At 50.9% G+C, this 15,642-nt stretch carries 16 protein-coding genes; 13 read left to right on the top strand and 3 right to left on the bottom strand.

Annotated elements, in window-relative coordinates:
- Positions 1–35: 35 nt before the first annotated feature.
- Positions 36–647: a T9SS type A sorting domain-containing protein gene (locus BWI93_RS18770; protein WP_255157952.1), complete on the bottom strand. Its 612-nt coding sequence runs from the start codon at positions 645–647 to the stop codon at positions 36–38.
- Positions 648–1,046: 399 nt separating this feature from the next.
- Between BWI93_RS18770 and BWI93_RS18765 the strand changes: the two genes are divergently transcribed.
- Both BWI93_RS18765 and BWI93_RS18760 read left to right on the top strand, forming a co-directional pair.
- Positions 1,047–2,912 (top strand): sensor histidine kinase KdpD, encoded by a 1,866-nt coding sequence (locus BWI93_RS18765; protein WP_094814093.1) that lies wholly within the window; start codon positions 1,047–1,049, stop codon positions 2,910–2,912.
- Positions 2,913–2,955: 43 nt separating this feature from the next.
- The gene (locus BWI93_RS18760; protein WP_094814091.1) at positions 2,956–3,642 is read left to right on the top strand and encodes a response regulator transcription factor; all 687 of its coding nucleotides are present in this window, start codon (positions 2,956–2,958) and stop codon (positions 3,640–3,642) included.
- 197 nt (positions 3,643–3,839) lie between these two features.
- Here BWI93_RS18760 and BWI93_RS18755 read toward each other — a convergent pair whose 3' ends face one another.
- Positions 3,840–5,237, bottom strand: coding sequence for a sodium:solute symporter family protein (locus BWI93_RS18755; RefSeq protein ID WP_094814089.1), 1,398 nt, complete (start codon positions 5,235–5,237; stop codon positions 3,840–3,842).
- Positions 5,238–5,364: 127 nt separating this feature from the next.
- Between BWI93_RS18755 and BWI93_RS18750 the strand changes: the two genes are divergently transcribed.
- The 8 genes from BWI93_RS18750 to BWI93_RS18715 all read left to right on the top strand — a co-directional run bounded on the left by BWI93_RS18750 (position 5,365) and on the right by BWI93_RS18715 (position 10,613).
- Positions 5,365–5,673: a helix-turn-helix transcriptional regulator gene (locus BWI93_RS18750; RefSeq protein WP_094814087.1), complete on the top strand. Its 309-nt coding sequence runs from the start codon at positions 5,365–5,367 to the stop codon at positions 5,671–5,673.
- Position 5,674: 1 nt separating this feature from the next.
- Positions 5,675–6,472 carry a sulfite exporter TauE/SafE family protein gene (locus BWI93_RS18745; RefSeq protein ID WP_094814085.1) on the top strand — a complete coding sequence of 266 codons (798 nt, stop codon included), beginning with the start codon at positions 5,675–5,677 and terminating at the stop codon, positions 6,470–6,472.
- Positions 6,473–6,514: 42 nt separating this feature from the next.
- Entirely contained in the window at positions 6,515–6,820 is a 306-nt protein-coding gene (locus tag BWI93_RS18740) for a co-chaperone YbbN (RefSeq protein ID WP_094814083.1), read from the top strand.
- A 202-nt stretch (positions 6,821–7,022) separates the two neighbouring features.
- Positions 7,023–7,328, top strand: coding sequence for a thioredoxin (trxA, locus tag BWI93_RS18735; RefSeq protein WP_094814081.1), 306 nt, complete (start codon positions 7,023–7,025; stop codon positions 7,326–7,328).
- 57 nt (positions 7,329–7,385) lie between these two features.
- Positions 7,386–8,783, top strand: coding sequence for a rhodanese-like domain-containing protein (locus tag BWI93_RS18730; RefSeq protein ID WP_094814079.1), 1,398 nt, complete (start codon positions 7,386–7,388; stop codon positions 8,781–8,783).
- 154 nt (positions 8,784–8,937) lie between these two features.
- Positions 8,938–9,498, top strand: a complete 561-nt coding sequence (locus BWI93_RS18725; RefSeq protein ID WP_094814153.1) for a YeeE/YedE family protein — start codon at positions 8,938–8,940, stop codon at positions 9,496–9,498.
- 22 nt (positions 9,499–9,520) lie between these two features.
- The gene (locus BWI93_RS18720; protein ID WP_094814077.1) at positions 9,521–9,994 is read left to right on the top strand and encodes a DUF6691 family protein; all 474 of its coding nucleotides are present in this window, start codon (positions 9,521–9,523) and stop codon (positions 9,992–9,994) included.
- 220 nt (positions 9,995–10,214) lie between these two features.
- Positions 10,215–10,613, top strand: coding sequence for a DUF983 domain-containing protein (locus tag BWI93_RS18715; RefSeq protein WP_094814075.1), 399 nt, complete (start codon positions 10,215–10,217; stop codon positions 10,611–10,613).
- Position 10,614: 1 nt separating this feature from the next.
- Here BWI93_RS18715 and BWI93_RS18710 read toward each other — a convergent pair whose 3' ends face one another.
- Complete coding sequence (locus BWI93_RS18710; protein ID WP_094814072.1) at positions 10,615–11,838, bottom strand: NAD(P)/FAD-dependent oxidoreductase; 1,224 nt, start codon at positions 11,836–11,838, stop codon at positions 10,615–10,617.
- Between the two features lie 170 nt (positions 11,839–12,008).
- On the opposite strand from BWI93_RS18710, the gene BWI93_RS18705 reads away from it, so the two are divergent.
- The 3 genes from BWI93_RS18705 to BWI93_RS18695 all read left to right on the top strand — a co-directional run bounded on the left by BWI93_RS18705 (position 12,009) and on the right by BWI93_RS18695 (position 15,570).
- Positions 12,009–13,463, top strand: coding sequence for a UDP-N-acetylmuramoyl-L-alanyl-D-glutamate--2,6-diaminopimelate ligase (locus tag BWI93_RS18705; RefSeq protein ID WP_094814070.1), 1,455 nt, complete (start codon positions 12,009–12,011; stop codon positions 13,461–13,463).
- 64 nt (positions 13,464–13,527) lie between these two features.
- A complete protein-coding gene (locus BWI93_RS18700; protein WP_094814068.1) occupies positions 13,528–14,526 on the top strand; it encodes an FAD:protein FMN transferase in 999 nt (332 codons plus the stop codon).
- 66 nt (positions 14,527–14,592) lie between these two features.
- Positions 14,593–15,570, top strand: a complete 978-nt coding sequence (locus BWI93_RS18695) for a formylglycine-generating enzyme family protein (protein WP_094814066.1) — start codon at positions 14,593–14,595, stop codon at positions 15,568–15,570.
- Positions 15,571–15,642 lie beyond the last annotated feature (72 nt).

Raw genomic sequence — 15,642 nt, 5'->3', positions numbered from 1 at the left:
GTTGCCAGCTCTTTGGTTTGCTTACGAAGCAATCCTTATTCAATCACCACGCGTTTCACGGTGCCGTCTTCGCCCTGCGTAACGGTCACGAAGAAGGTACCTTTTTCGGCTTTTTTCGTCAGCGTGATCTGACCTACGAAATCACCCTCAAAATCTTTTATTACTTCTTTGGCTACTTCACGTCCTTTTACATCCGTGACCAGAATCGTTACGTCACCCTTGACCGGAGACGTAAAACGTAAATTCAGGGTTTGATTAAAGGGCCGATTCGGGTATACGCTCAGGCTGCGTACGGTGCTGGACGAACTGCCCCCTTCCCAGGTCAGTACCTGCGGAGCCAGGTTCAGCTGTCGCTTCAATTGCGGAGCCCGGTACCGGAATTCGTTGCCGAACTTCTCCCCAAAATCTTTACCCCAGCGTTCCATGTCCCGGCCAAAGCGTTCCATTTCCTGATCGAACTTCTCCCATTCGCCCCGGGCGAGTGGCTCGTCGTTGCGGTAGGTGCGGGGAGCTTTGGGAGCCTTGGGTGGTTTGGGCGTACGGAAAGTCTGGACTTGATAGTCTCCGTTCTCCAATCGCTTCAATACGTCGGCTTCGTCACCAATAATGATTCGGGTACGGCCGCCCGGAGACTGGGTATTATTCAACGAATCAACGAATCGGTCCAGTTGTTCCTGGGTGTCGAACGTGCGGTCAATCTGATGACCGTAGTCCCATTCGACCGTTCGTAATGAAGCCGAAGCTTTTCTTTTTCTTTCTTGGAAGTACTTTTTTCCTGAGCGAAAGTCGTGCCCGCGGATACAAGGATCACTGCAACAAGTAAGGATGGCAAACGCATAAACGAGTTGGTTTGGTTTCGTGAATCAAGGACAGGCGAAGCAGAACCAATGTTGCACGATCGGGCATGATTTGTTGGGACAAATGAGCCGGAGACTTGTTAAAAATGCTTAAACTGATAACTTTGGCATCTTCCGGGGAAGAATCTGGGTCATACCTTCGTTAAACAGTCAGCATAAAACAGGTAGAGAGACCCGCGAAAAGTAAAAATGACGCAACAAAAAATCCGTTGGTTGGTGGCTTTGATGTCGCTGGCTCTTATTGGGCTGGTGGTATTTCAGGTATTTGGGATTCGGGAAACGCTGAATGCCAAGGCCGATCAGTTTGACGGGACCGTAACTGAGGCCATGGATGCCGTGGTGCATAAACTGGAAAAAGTGGAGGTAACGGTATTGACCAATCGGCAGTTGGCCGCCGAACGACGCAAGGAGCAGCTACAGCATCTGGCGATTCCGCAGAAAACCGTAAAAACGCCTCAAATTGTAAAGAGTAAAAAACAGCAATCGCCGACCAAACCCGTCACCACTGCGGATCCGGCAACCATTACCCGCAAGTATGCCTCCCAGACCCCCATTGTACAGCAATGGGAATTTTATGGCCGGGTAACGGCTCCTTCCGATGTACTGGGTCGCCCGAGTGGTCAACTGACGGAAGCGGAAATGCACTACATTGGTGAGTATTACCGCAATGATGGTCCAAACAATACGGCTGACCGTTCGCGGGAAGAATTGGAGAAACGGTACGATGAAACCATGTTTCGTAACCTGCGACGGGATGTAGAAACGGCCAAGCTTCGGAAAGACTCGGTCAGTCGTTTTCTGTCGAGTCGCGTAACGGGTTCAAAGAGCAAAAATACGGCGACGAAACCAGCGAAGACGAAACCTCGAACCGTGGTGGTCAAAGAACCCAAACGGTCCCTGCGGCGGGTAGATAGTAGTAAATCGCGTCCGCTGACGGAGTACGAGAAAGCCGAACAGAAATCGAGAGTGATGCGGGAGGTATTCCTGGATTTGCTCACGAATGATCGTCCGCTGACGCAACGGGTGGATATGACTATACTGGACTCGTTGCTGAAGTACGAATTTCAGCTACGCGGCATCGATCTGCCGTTTGAATATGGCTTGCGTTCGGATGACAACCCGCACGATTTTGTCTTCACCTCTTCGCCGGGGTACCGCGAAGATCGTCTGCTGGCGGGGTACAGTATGCAGCTTTTCCCTTCGGATTTGCTGGCGACGGACAATATGCTGTTTGTATACTTTCCGGAACGCCAAAGTTATCTGGCCGAGCAGGTCTGGACGACGCTGATTAGTTCCGTAATTCTGATTCTGGTGATGGGGGTGTGTTTCTATGTGGCCATGAGTACGATTGTTCGACAGAAAAAGCTTTCGGACATGAAAAATGACTTCATCAACAACATGACCCACGAGTTTAAAACACCCGTATCCACCATTTCGCTGGCCACCCAGATGCTGGAGGATGATGCCGTAGCTGCTTCGCCGACGATGCTCAAACGATATTTGGGCATTATCAGGGATGAAAACCAGCGGCTGGGCTCACAGGTAGAAAAAGTTTTGCAGGCCGCCCGTTTTGATCGGGGGGAAGTTCGCATGAACCGCGAACAGACGGATATGCACGAGTTGATCGAGACCGTTGTACACAGCTTAAGTCCGCAGGTAGAAGCTCGTAATGGTATTCTGGAGACGCATTTACAGGCCAATCCTTCGATCATTACGGGGGATGAAGTACATTTAACCAACCTGATTTTTAACTTGCTGGATAATGCCATCAAGTACTCAGGCGAAACCACGGATGTCAGCATTCGTACCGAAAACGCCACCGGTGCCTTGAAGATCACCGTCAGCGACAAAGGCATTGGTATGAATAAAGAGGCCCTACGGCATATTTTCGAGCAGTTTTACCGGGTTCCGACGGGAAACGTGCACGATGTGAAGGGCTTCGGATTGGGCCTGAGTTACGTAAAGAAAATTGTCGACGAACATAAAGGCAGCATCAAAGTAGACAGTACGCCGGGCAAGGGGAGTACCTTTGAAATAACCCTGCCGTACGTCTAACCGACGCTCCGATTTTTAGCATTGAACGTAAAGAGCAACAGAAATGAAAATCTTACTCGCCGAAGACGATCCGAATTTAGGAACGTTATTACAGGAATATTTAACCTTGAAAGGATACCCGGCCGACCTGGCCCGCGACGGCGATGAAGCCCTGAATCAGTTCGTGAAGCAGTCGTATGATCTGTGCATTTTTGATGTCATGATGCCTAAAAAAGACGGCTTTACGCTGGCGAAGGAAGTTCGTCAGGCCAATGCGGATATTCCCATTATTTTTCTGACGGCCAAAGCCATGAAGGAAGATACCCTGCAAGGTTTCCGACTCGGCGGAGATGATTATCTGACCAAGCCTTTCAACATGGAGGAACTGGTGGCCCGGATGGAGGCCATTCTGCGGCGGAGTCAGCGGAATGAACAAAAAGAACAGAAGTCAAACCGCCTTTTTCAAATCGGTACCCTCACGTTCGATGCCGAACGGCAAACGCTCACCCACGGCGACGACGTGCAGAAATTAACCAGTCGTGAAGCCGAGCTTCTGAAAATTTTCTGTCAGCACCTGGGCCAGCCGCTGAGCCGAAGTTACATTCTGAAAGCCATCTGGGGGGACGACAGCTATTTCAACGCCCGCAGTATGGATGTGTATCTGACTAAAATCCGGAAGTACTTGCGGTCCGACGAACGGATTCAACTCATCAATCTCCACGGAGAAGGATTTAAGATGATTGTGGATTAACCGATTACTTGTATCAATTATGGCCCGAAGGTTCTAACACTTTCGGGCCATTTTGTTTGAGGATGATTACGCTGGTCGAATTATGAATCCGGACTAGCGACGTACGAACCCCAACGGGGTTCAATTTCACTAGCCTGGGGTTTTACCCCAGGATTCTTTCGGATGTGTAAGCCGTAACCATGAAACAGTATTCCCGTTTAACCCACAGAATCCGTTACTTTCCCCCGCTGCCGAAACACCAGCGATCCGCCCCACATCCCTACGCCACTGGCCAGTAATCCGTACACAATCGGGTTTGTCGCGGTATTCAGATAAGCACTTAACATCCAGCTAAGCAGACCCAGACTCATGGAGAGTAGACAACCCGCTAGTGAAGCCCGTTTCCAATATAGCCCCGCTGTCATGGGAATAAACAGCGATACCAGACTAAAGGCCGAAGACTCGCTGACCAGCTCAAATACATCCTGTTGTTCCAGGGCCATCCAGACTGCCGCCGCGGTGACGCCCAGTACCGAAAGCCGAATGGAGAGCAGAAGTTGCTGATCGGTCAGCTTTGGAAAAAAAGGGCGAACCAGGTTTTCGCCTACCACCGCCGCCGGGGCCAGAATTGCCCCCGACGTGGTACTGAGCAGGGCCGAAATCAAGGCTCCGAAAAACAGAATCTGAACGGCCAGCGGAGCGTGTTGCAATACCATGTTGGGAAGAATCAACTGCGGATCACCCTGCAATAATTTGGGATGAAGTCGTACGGCCAGCAACGCAATGAGCAGTGGAAAAAACGCCACCGTCCAGTACAGAAACCCGGCTGTGACGGCGGATTTTACGGCCGTGTTGGCATCTTTCGCCGCCATCACCCGTTGAAAAACATCCTGCTGGGGAATGGATCCTAACCCAATCGTAATCCAGGCAACGACGTACTCGGTGGATTCGTGCCAGGAAAAACGGTGCGGAATGACGCGGAAGAATCCATCGGGTTGTCGGGCGAATACGGCACTTACATTATCGGTTTGCATCCATAAAATGACCAGCAGAATGACCAGTCCGGCGATCAGGATGATATTATGCAGAAAATCGGTAATGGAGACCGACCACATCCCACCCGTCAGCGTATACACCATGACAAGGCCCGCTCCGGCCCAGATACCCGTGGACATGGGTACGTCAAAAACGGTTTGTCCGATGATACTCATGGAAACCAGCTGGGCGGCAATCCAGCCGAAATAGGAGGGAACAATCAGTAATGCCGAGAGCAGTTCGGCGGACTTTCCGTACCGTAACCCGAAAAAATCGCAGAAGGTGATGATATTCCAGCGGTAAAAGATCCGGGCGTAAAATAGTCCAACCAATACCAGACACAAGCCCGCTCCAAACGGATCTTCGATCACGCCCAGAAAGCCTTCCCGTACAAAACGTCCCGGTGCTCCCATCATCGTTTCCGACCCGAACCAGGTGGCAAAGGTCACCATCGAAGCCAGGGCAAAATTGAGTTTTCGCCCCGCCAGTACAAAGTCTTCCGTATTCTTTACCCGTCGAGACGCCCAGAGGCCGACCCCCAGATTCAGGAGTAGATACACGACGATGGCAGCGATGAGCATACGGATTTGTTTAAGGATTGAAGGGATAAAAATACGCGGATAGCCGGGAAATCACGCCGGAGAAATAGAATTTACAGGATTATATGAAAATATGTTCATATATTTGAGCGATCATTCAAGACCTCGTATGACGATCACTGAAAAAAATCAGAGTAAGGAAAAACTCGAAAAAGCGGCGTTCATTCTGAAAACCGTCGCTCACCCGACCCGGCTGGCCATCATCGATTTGCTCGGTACCCAGGAACGGATGAGTGTAAAAGAGCTGGCCCGCGTGCTGGAATGTGAACAGTCGCTGCTTTCGCACCACCTGATCAACATGAAGCTAAAAGGCATTCTACGGGCCGAACAGGAAGGACAGAATCGCTATTATTCGTTAAAAGAACGGGACGTACTCAAGCTGATTGCCTGCATTGAGAACTGCGAATGCCGCATGTAGTATGGAGATTATAGGTTTTGGTTTAGCCATCTTTATTGGCTTATTACTCAGCTTGTTAGGCGGGGGTGGTTCGATTCTGACGGTACCCGTGCTGGTTTATATTTTTAAGCTGCCTCCGTCGATTGCTACGGCCTATAGTTTGCTTATTGTCGGCTCAGCTTCGTTGCTGGGCTCGGTCGATTACCTGCGGCGAGGACTCTCCAGCCCCAGAACGGCGTTGTTTTTCTCGTTTCCGTCGTTTATGATGGTGTTTATTTCCCGCAAGTACCTCGTTCCGGCCTTACCCGAAGTCGTGATGGAAAGCAACGGCTGGGTGGTAACGAAAAGTACACTCATGATGCTGCTCTTTGCGGTACTGATGGTGTTATCGGCTCAGTCGATGATTCGCGGACGGCGGGAGCGGGTCGATACGGGTGAAGAAATCCGAAAGCGGCTAAACTATCCACTCATCTTCGTCGAAGGGCTGCTGGTGGGTACGCTTACGGGCTTTGTGGGCGTCGGGGGAGGTTTTCTGATCATTCCGGTACTGGCCAACTTCGTACGGCTGCCGATGAAGTTAGCCGTGGGTACTTCGCTGATGATCATTGCCATAAACTCCTGCATTGGCTTTCTGGGCGATCTGGGACAACATACGATGGATTGGAAATTTCTTGGGGAATTTACCAGTCTGACCTTACTGGGCGTGGTGGTAGGTACGGGGCTTTCCCGACGCATTCCCGGCCAGGTACTCAAGCCAGCCTTTGGCTGGTTTACCTTACTGATGGGAACGGGTATTCTGTTAAAAGAGTTAGTATTCTAAACCCGGACTTTCGAAACAATTTAGTATAGACAGAAGACTTTTATGAACGGAACATTTGAAGAAATTATCGCCTCGGACGAGCCCGTACTGCTCGAATTTTATACCGACTGGTGCAAGCCCTGTAAGAAGATGGCTCCCGAACTGGATACGGTGAAGGACATTTTCGGCGACGATCTGACCATTATTAAAATTGACGCCGAGAAGAACATGGGCCTGAAAAAACACCTTAAAGTAGATTCCGTACCGACCCTGATTCTGTACCAGAAAGGCAAGCAACTCTGGCGGCAGGCGGGTGGCATTTACGCCGACAAACTCGAACGAGTCATTCGGGAAAAGGTACGGTTTTAGTAGGAGCGTTTAGAGTTGAGTGTTTGGCGTTTGGGGTTGTTTTTCGCCAAGAACGAAGCAGAAGCAAAGACGCGACGTTTATAACTTAATGTACCTCCGTGCCAAACTTTGAGTACCTCTGTGGTTAAAACGGAACCCTGTTGGGAAAACTCAAAACCCTGAACTCAAAACTCTAAACTCTAAACCCAAAATACACTCATCCATGAACGGAAACTTTCAACAACTCATCGCCTCGGATAAACCCGTACTGATCGATTTTTTTGCCGAATGGTGTGGACCCTGTAAAATGATGGCTCCGTACCTGAAAGCAGTCAAGGAAAAACTGGGCGATCAGTTAACGGTCGTCAAAATTGACATTGATAAAAATCCGGCCTTGGCTCAGCAACTGCAAATCCAGTCGGTACCAACGCTGGCCCTGTACCAGAACGGCCAGCAACTCTGGCGACAATCGGGCGTACTGACGGCTCAGCAAATGGAGCAGGTCATTCGTCAGAAAGCCAGTATGTAAACGCATTGATTACGTAAAAGCTTTCCCCATTTTACTTCAACAACACGACGAATCGTTATGATAATTGAGCAAATTTATACGGGCTGTCTGGCTCAGGGAGCATATTACCTCCAGTCGGGCACCGAGGCCGCTATTATTGATCCCCTGCGGGAAGTGCAGACGTATCTGAACAAAGCTGCCCGTAACGGAGCAACGATCAAGTATATCTTCGAGACCCACTTTCACGCGGATTTCGTATCGGGTCACGTGGATCTGTCGGCGAAAACGGGAGCACCCATCGTCTACGGTCCGAATGCTGCTCCGGCTTTTGAAGCCCTGATTGCCGAAGATGGTCAGGAGTTCACACTGGGCGACTGCCGCATTCGCGTGTTGCATACGCCGGGTCATACGCTTGAGTCAACCTGCTTTTTGTTACTGGACGAAAACGGCAAAGAAAATGCCGTCTTTACGGGCGATACGCTGTTTATTGGGGATGTGGGTCGCCCGGATTTAGCCCAGAAAGCCGACCTCACGCAGGACGATCTGGCCGGTATGCTTTATGATTCCCTGCGTTCCAAGCTTCTGCCTTTGTCCAACGACGTCATCGTGTATCCGGCTCACGGAGCGGGTTCGGCCTGCGGCAAAAACATGAGTAAGGAAACTTTCGATACGCTGGGTCATCAGAAAGAAGTAAACTATGCCCTGCAACCGCAAAGCAAGGAGGATTTCATTACGGCCGTTACCGATGGACTAACGCCGCCGCCCGCGTACTTCCCCGAAAACGTTCGCCTGAACAAGGCGGGTACGGAGCCGGTCGAAAAGGTACTCAAACGGGGTAACCACCCGCTTTCACCGGAAGCGTTTGAAGTCGTCGCGAACGAAACGGGAGCCCTGGTACTTGATACCCGAAAAGCTCAGGAATTTGCCCAGGCGTTCATTCCCCGGAGCATCAACATTGGCATCGACGGCGACTTTGCTCCCTGGGTGGGTACGCTCATCACCGACATCAATCAGCCCCTGTTACTGGTCACAGCACCGGGTCGCGAAGAAGAAGTCATTACGCGGCTTTCGCGGGTGGGTTACGATCAGGTACTGGGCTTCCTGGAAGGGGGTATGGAAAGCTGGCGAACCGCAAACAAAGAAGTAGATCAGATTGAATCGGTAGCGGCGGAAACCTTTGCGGCTGGTTTTGATCCCGAAAAAACGATAGTCAAAGACGTTCGTAAAGCCACTGAATTCGAAGGGGGCCACATTGCGGGTGCCGATAACGTTCCCCTGGCTTCCCTGAGCGAACAGATGGCTGAATTTCCCAAAGACGAACCTTTTTACGTACACTGTGCGGGTGGTTATCGCTCCATGATTGCGGCTTCAATCCTCAAAGCTCGCGGCTATGATCAGGTACGGGAAGTGGCGGGTGGCTTTGGAGCAATTGCCAAAACCAATATACCGACGGCTAGCGGACAACTGGCTGAGTAAGATTACGAAAAACTCGGTTACGCATTCAGGAAGATCGTGGATGCGGACTGAGTTTTATTCGTTCAAAAGAATACCTTTTGAGCGATTTTCATCCCTGTATGCAGGGATGAAGCTTTCCCTTCAGATTAAAACCTCTGTATTTTTTCGTCTCTTCATGGAATGGCTTACGCAACCCTGGCCCTGGTACGTGGCAGGTCCGCTCATTGGACTGACCGTGCCGATTCTGCTCCTGTTGGGCAATAAAACCTTCGGTATTTCTTCGTCACTACGGCACATTTGTGCAGCCTGTCTACCCGCGGGAATTCCCTTTTTTCAGTACGATTGGAAGAAGGAAAGCTGGAATCTCTTCTTTGTGGGCGGCGTATTCGTGGGTGGCTTGGTGGCGGGTACGTTTCTGTCCAATCCCGCGTTTATTCAGATTGCTCCGGCGACGAAACAAGCCCTGGCTGCTCAACACGTAACGGACTTTCGTGGGCTCATTCCACACGACTTATTTTCCTGGTCCGCTTTGCTTACCCTTCGCGGCTTCATCCTGATGGTGGTAGGCGGTTTTCTGGTCGGTTTCGGTACCCGATGGGCGGGAGGCTGTACTTCCGGTCACGCCATCATGGGCCTATCCAACCTGCAATGGCCCTCGCTGGTGGCAACGGTTTGTTTCATGATCGGCGGTTTTCTGATGACCTGGCTCGGTCTGCCCTGGATTTTGTCTTTGTAACTTCTACTACGTTTTGAATACGATGAAAACCGAATCGGAAGAATTTATCCCTGCCGTATCGAACGACCCAAAAGCCCGCCTTTCGCTGGGTTCGTTAGTACCGTATGCGATCGTCGGAATGTTTTTTGGCATTGTTTTTGTGAAAGCTGAGATCGTCTCCTGGTTTCGAATTCAGGAAATGTTCCGGCTGGAAAGTTTTCACATGTACGGCGTGATCGGCTCGGCCGTATTAACGGGCATGGTATCCGTATTTCTGTTGAAACGATTGAAAGTCAAAGCCTTGACGGGCGAGCCAATTCGAATCTCGGATAAGGTGTTTCAACCGGGACAAATCTACGGTGGATTACTATTCGGTTTTGGCTGGGCCTTAACCGGAGCCTGTCCCGGCCCGTTGTTCGCCCAGATTGGAGCCGGTTATTCCGTGGTACTAATCACCCTGGTAGCGGCTCTGGCCGGAACATGGACGTACGGTGCCCTACGGCGTTTTTTACCCTAAACTGACCAAAGTCATTACACACGGAAGCGATTTAGGGTAGACTTGTAAGGGAATCAGGAAGAATGGAAAGTTGGTAAGGTTAACAGAATTCGTTTACATACACGCAATGGTTGGTGTGAGTAAGGTTTTCGACTCTCTCAGCCATCTAAATGGGACGAAAGAAGGACTTCTCAAACAAAATAAATACATCATCACCTGACCCTATAACCACTTGTTACCTATGAAACGCAGTAAACTCGAAGCCGTAGCGGGCGGCTGTTGCCCCCGCTGCCGGGAAGGAAAAATGTTCAAGTATCCCCTGTGGCAGGTTACCAAGTTTGACCAGATGCATAAGTACTGTCCCGAATGCGGCCTGCGGTTTGAACGCGAACCGGGCTTCTTCATCGGAGCCATGTACGTAAGTTACGGCCTGACTACGGGTATCATTCTGGCCACGGCTATGGTGCTGTTTTACCTCTTCAACGACCCTTCGCCCTTTGTATACATTGGCGTTTCGATTGCCCTGATTGTCATATCGGTACCCTTTACTTTTCGGGCCTCGCGGGTGCTGTACATTCATTTGTTTTCGGGCGTAGACTACGAAGAAAATCCCGAAAAAATTCTGCACGCTGATTCCTAAACTACAGCCCCTGGCCGATGGATTGTCCGGCAATCCAGCCCGTAGTCCAGGCGGCCTGAAAGTTATACCCACCTGTAATCCCGTCGATGTCGAGCACCTCGCCCGCGAAGTACAGACCGGGGATCGCCTTGCTTTCCAGGGTTTGCGGGTGAAGCTGATTCAAAGCGATACCGCCGCAGGTAACAAACTCTTCCTTGAAGGTCGTTTTGCCCTGTACCTGAAACGTTCCGTTGGTCAGATTTTCCAGTAACCGGTTAAAAAGCTTACCGTTTAAATCAACCCAACGAACCTGGTCTTTGATTTCATTTTCAACGAGTAAGGCCCGCCAGAGGCGGTTGGGAATGCCGAACGGAGCGACCGTAGCCACGAACTTCCCAGCATTCAGCTTTTTGAACGCTTCCAGTGAGGTACGGGCAGCTTCCGGTTTTTCATTCGTCCAGTTCACCAGACTCGTAAACTGGTAATTGGTTTCCGCCAGTTCGCGGGCAGCCCAGGCCGAAAGTTTCAGTACCGCAGGACCGCTTAAGCCCCAGTGGGTAATCAGTACGGGGCCTTCCTGTTGCAGTTTGGAACCCGCCAGTCGTACCAGAGCGTCGGAAACGGAAAGACCGGGCAACTCGCGGGTAAAAGAATCGGGAATATTGAATGTAAACAACGAAGGCACGGGAGACAGAATGGAAAGCCCCAGTTCGCTCAACCACTGATAGCCCGTAAGTTGCGGATGTCCGCCCGTCGTCACCAGCACCCGATCCACCGCGAAGATTGTTTCATCCGTTCCAACCAGTTCAAAACCGGCATCCACGGGACGAATCTGGCGGATTGGGGTACTCAACTGAAGTTCAACACCCGCTTGCTGAGCCTGCTGTTGCAGACAGCGAACAATGGTTTCGGAGGAATCCGTAGTTGGGAAAATTCGGCCATCGGCTTCCGTTTTTAATTTCACTCCCCGCTGCTCGAACCATTCGATGGTATGCTGATTGGAAAAACGCGGAAAGAGGGGTTTGAGAAACTTCGCTCCTCGGGGATACCCCTTGAGCAAGTCGGCAACCGTAGCGGCGGCATTCGTCACGTTACAGCGACCCCCGCCCGAAATACGAACTTTGGACAGCACATTCCGTCCTTTTTCAAACAAGACCACCCGGGCCTGCGGATACGTTTCCGCTGCGGCAATCGCTCCAAAAAAACCGGCGGCTCCTCCGCCAATCACTGCAATCGTTTTTTTCACGCTACAAAGGTACGGCTTAATTTTCTGAGCATTAGCTAATTTCTCCGGCAGAATCAGAAAGCGGCGAGTCTCCTTTCCGGCATTGAATCGGAAATCACTTCATCGTTTGTATTCACTTTTCAATTGAGCCCGTATTTTTGGCACCTAAACGGGCCTGATGCCTATTCCGTATGCTTCTCAAAGACATTCTCTATAAAGTTTCACTCGAGGCAGTGGCAGGGTCCACTGATCTGGAAATCAGTACCCTCACCTTTGATTCCCGAAAAGTCGTTCCCGGTACGCTCTTTGTGGCCATTCCCGGTACCCAGGTCGATGGTCACGATTTTATACCGAAAGCCATTGAATTAGGAGCCACGGCGATTCTGTGCGAGCGTTTACCCGAAACGTTACAGGAAGGAGTTACTTACATTCAGTCGAAAGATGCGTCCCGTGCGATGGGTTTTGCGGCGTCGAATTTCTACGGACAACCTTCATCGAAACTCAAACTCGTGGGGGTGACGGGTACCAACGGAAAAACGACGACCGTAACGCTGTTATTTCGATTATTTCGGGCCTTGGGCCACCGTTGCGGACTGATTTCGACGGTACAGAATCAGGTGGAAGACGAGATTATCCCATCTACGCATACCACGCCCGATTCACTGACGCTGAATGCCTTACTGGCTGACATGCTCAATAAAGGCTGTACGCATGTGTTTATGGAAGTTTCCTCGCACGCCGTAGTGCAGCAACGCATTGCGGGTGTTCAGTTTGCGGGAGGTATTTTCACGAATATTACCCACGATCACCTGGATTTTCATAAGACCTTCGACGCCTACATTAAAGCAAAAAAGGGCTTTTTTGATCAGCTACCGAAAACGGCCTTTGCTCTGGTAAACGCCGACGATCCCAGGGGCCGCATCATGGTGCAGAATACCGTAGCCCGTCGGGAAACGTACTCGCTGGAAACGGGAGCTAGCTTTAAAGGTAAGCTACTGGCCGATTCGATTTATGGACTGGAAATGGAAGTCGATAGTCATCAGGTTCACTTTCAGTTAATTGGAAATTTCAACGCCTACAATTTGCTGGGGGTATACGGAGCGGCGGTTCTCATGGACGAGGATCCGGCAGAAGTGCTGACCGAACTTTCGGCACTGCAACCACCTCCGGGACGCTTCGAACAGGTGATCTCGCCTGATCATATCGTCGGAATTGTGGATTACGCCCACACGCCCGATGCCCTGAAAAACGTACTCGAAACCATCGCCGAACTGCGGCAGGGTAACGAACAGATTATTACCGTGGTGGGTTGCGGTGGCAATCGGGATGCAACCAAACGCCCCGAAATGGCCCGGATTGCCTGTCAGTTTTCGGATCACGTGATTCTGACTTCGGACAATCCACGGAACGAAGAACCGGAGGCCATTCTGGAGGATATGAAGAAAGGCGTACCGAATGATACCCCGGCCGAAGTAACGGTACTGGTTGATCGCCGGGAAGCCATTGCTAGGGCCGTATCGCTGGCTCAGTCCAAAGATGTCATTCTCGTAGCGGGAAAAGGCCATGAAACGTATCAGGACGTCAAAGGAGTAAAAAATCATTTCGACGATCGGGAAGAATTGCGGTCGGCTTTTCAAAAAGGATAGAATTCGCTCAGCTTTGGCGAAAGTGGAGGACAGAAACGGTAGGGATTTCATCTAGTTTTGAGACGTGAAAAAATTACTCCTGTTCGTTGGACTTGTACTGGCGGCATTTAGTACGCAGGCTCAGGCTCGCAAGCTCATTTTTCAGCAACCCAAAATGGGTTCGATGTTTACGGTACAGGTCTGGACGGCTGATTCCGTAAATGCTGCTCAGGCCGCTACGCAGGCTTTTGCAGCGGTCGATTCACTAAATTTGATTTTCAGTGATTATCTGCCTGATTCGGAATTGAGTCGCCTGAGTCAGACGGCCGGGTCGGGGAAAGCCGTTCGGGTATCCCCGGCGTTGTGGGATATTCTCTGGACTTCCCGGATGGCCTGGGAGAAAAGCTCGAAAACCTTCGATGTAACGGTAGGCCAACTCACGCAACTCTGGCGGCAATCGCGTAAGAGCAAACAACTGCCTTCGCCGACCGTACGCCAGAAAGCCCTGGCGACTACGGGAACGCAGTACCTTCAGTTCGATGCGAAAAATCATACGATCCTGCTGAAACGTCCGGGTACTAAACTGGATCTAGGGGCAATCGGGAAGGGCTACGCCGCCCAGCGAATGCTGGAAATCATGCAGAAGGCGGGTTTTGCGGAAAGCTTATGTGACGCCGCGGGTAATATGGCCATCGGTAAAAATCCGGATGCGGGCTGGACGGTTGGTATCGAACTGCCCAACCAGCAGGGCGAATTACTGGCGAGTTGGTTAGTACTGCAACAAATGGCTATTTCTACCTCGGGCGACGCGTATCAGGCCATTCGCATGGGCGGTAAAAATTACTCGCACATTGTTTCTCCCAAAACCGGACTGGGGGTGACCTATCAGCGGCAGGTGACGGTACTATCCAAAGACGCCGCTCAGGCCGATTGGCTGTCGACGGCCTGTTATCTGTTACCCGTACCGCAGGCTCTGAAACTGGCGGAATTGGAACAGTCTGAAATCTTAATTCTGGATAATCAGCCTTCGGGTTTGAAAACCTTTACTTCCCCAGGATTTAAAAAATTCTTCAAAGAAGAGTAAGTTTCCCCTGTATTTTTCTATTAGTACTAAAGACGTTTTAGTTCGTAACCTCTTAATCAACGCATTGTGACTTTCCGAAATACGCTTGGTACGCTTACCTTTTCTTTACTTACATCGCTGGGGCTGGTTTCAGTAGCTCAGGCCCAGGCTCAGGAAGGCAAACCGTATGAACAGGATTTTGCCGGAATACCCGTTAAAATCAGTATGGTTCCCATTCCGGCGGGCGAGTTTCTAATGGGAAGTCCGGTAGCGGAGGCCGGACGCCAGGCGGATGAAGGGCCGCAGGTCAAAGTGAAAGTAGAACCCTTCTGGATGTCGGCCACGGAGATTACCCACGATCAGTTTTTCCCCTTCCGTTTCGACGAAAAAGATGTAAAACCCAAGCCAGACGCCATCTCACGGCCCACGGCTCAGTACATTGACCTGACCTGGGGTATGGGAAAAGAAGGCGGTTTCCCGGCCAACTCCATGCAGCCCTATACGGCCATCATGTACTGCAAATGGTTATGGAAAAAAACGGGTATCTTCTACCGTCTGCCTACCGAAGCCGAATGGGAATATGCCTGTCGGGCGGGTAGTAAAACGGCGTATCCTACGGGCGTACAGGCTGCCACGCTGGCTCAGTTTGCCTGGTACGGAAGCAACAGTAAAGATGCGTATCATAAAGTAGGGCAGAAGAAACCCAACGCGTATGGTCTGTACGATATGCTGGGAAATGTGTCAGAGTGGACGATGGACATGTACGATGCCAAGTATTTTGAGAAACTGGCCGCCCGTCCTGAAAGCGGTTTTATCATTGAACGTACGGCACCGCGGGCGTATCACACGGCCCGTGGTGGTAGTTTTAAAAGCAAAGCTGCCGAGCTACGTAGTGCGGATCGTCTGGCTCAGGTTGAAGACTGGAATCAGCGGGATCCGCAAGTACCCCGCTCGAAATGGTGGCTTACCGACGGCGATTTCGTAGGTTTCCGAGTCGTCCGACCCGTCAAACAACCCAGCCCCGAAGAAGCGGAAGCATTTTTCAAGAAAATGCTGGGACAGTAAAGTTTACAGTTTTCGGTTTACTGTTTTCAGTTAAAGCGTCACTTATTTGACCCGATTTATAACGATCATGGA

The organism is Siphonobacter sp. BAB-5385, from assembly GCF_002261125.1.
Lineage (GTDB): Bacteria > Bacteroidota > Bacteroidia > Cytophagales > Spirosomataceae > Siphonobacter.
This window is presented reverse-complemented; position numbering and strand designations above follow the sequence as displayed.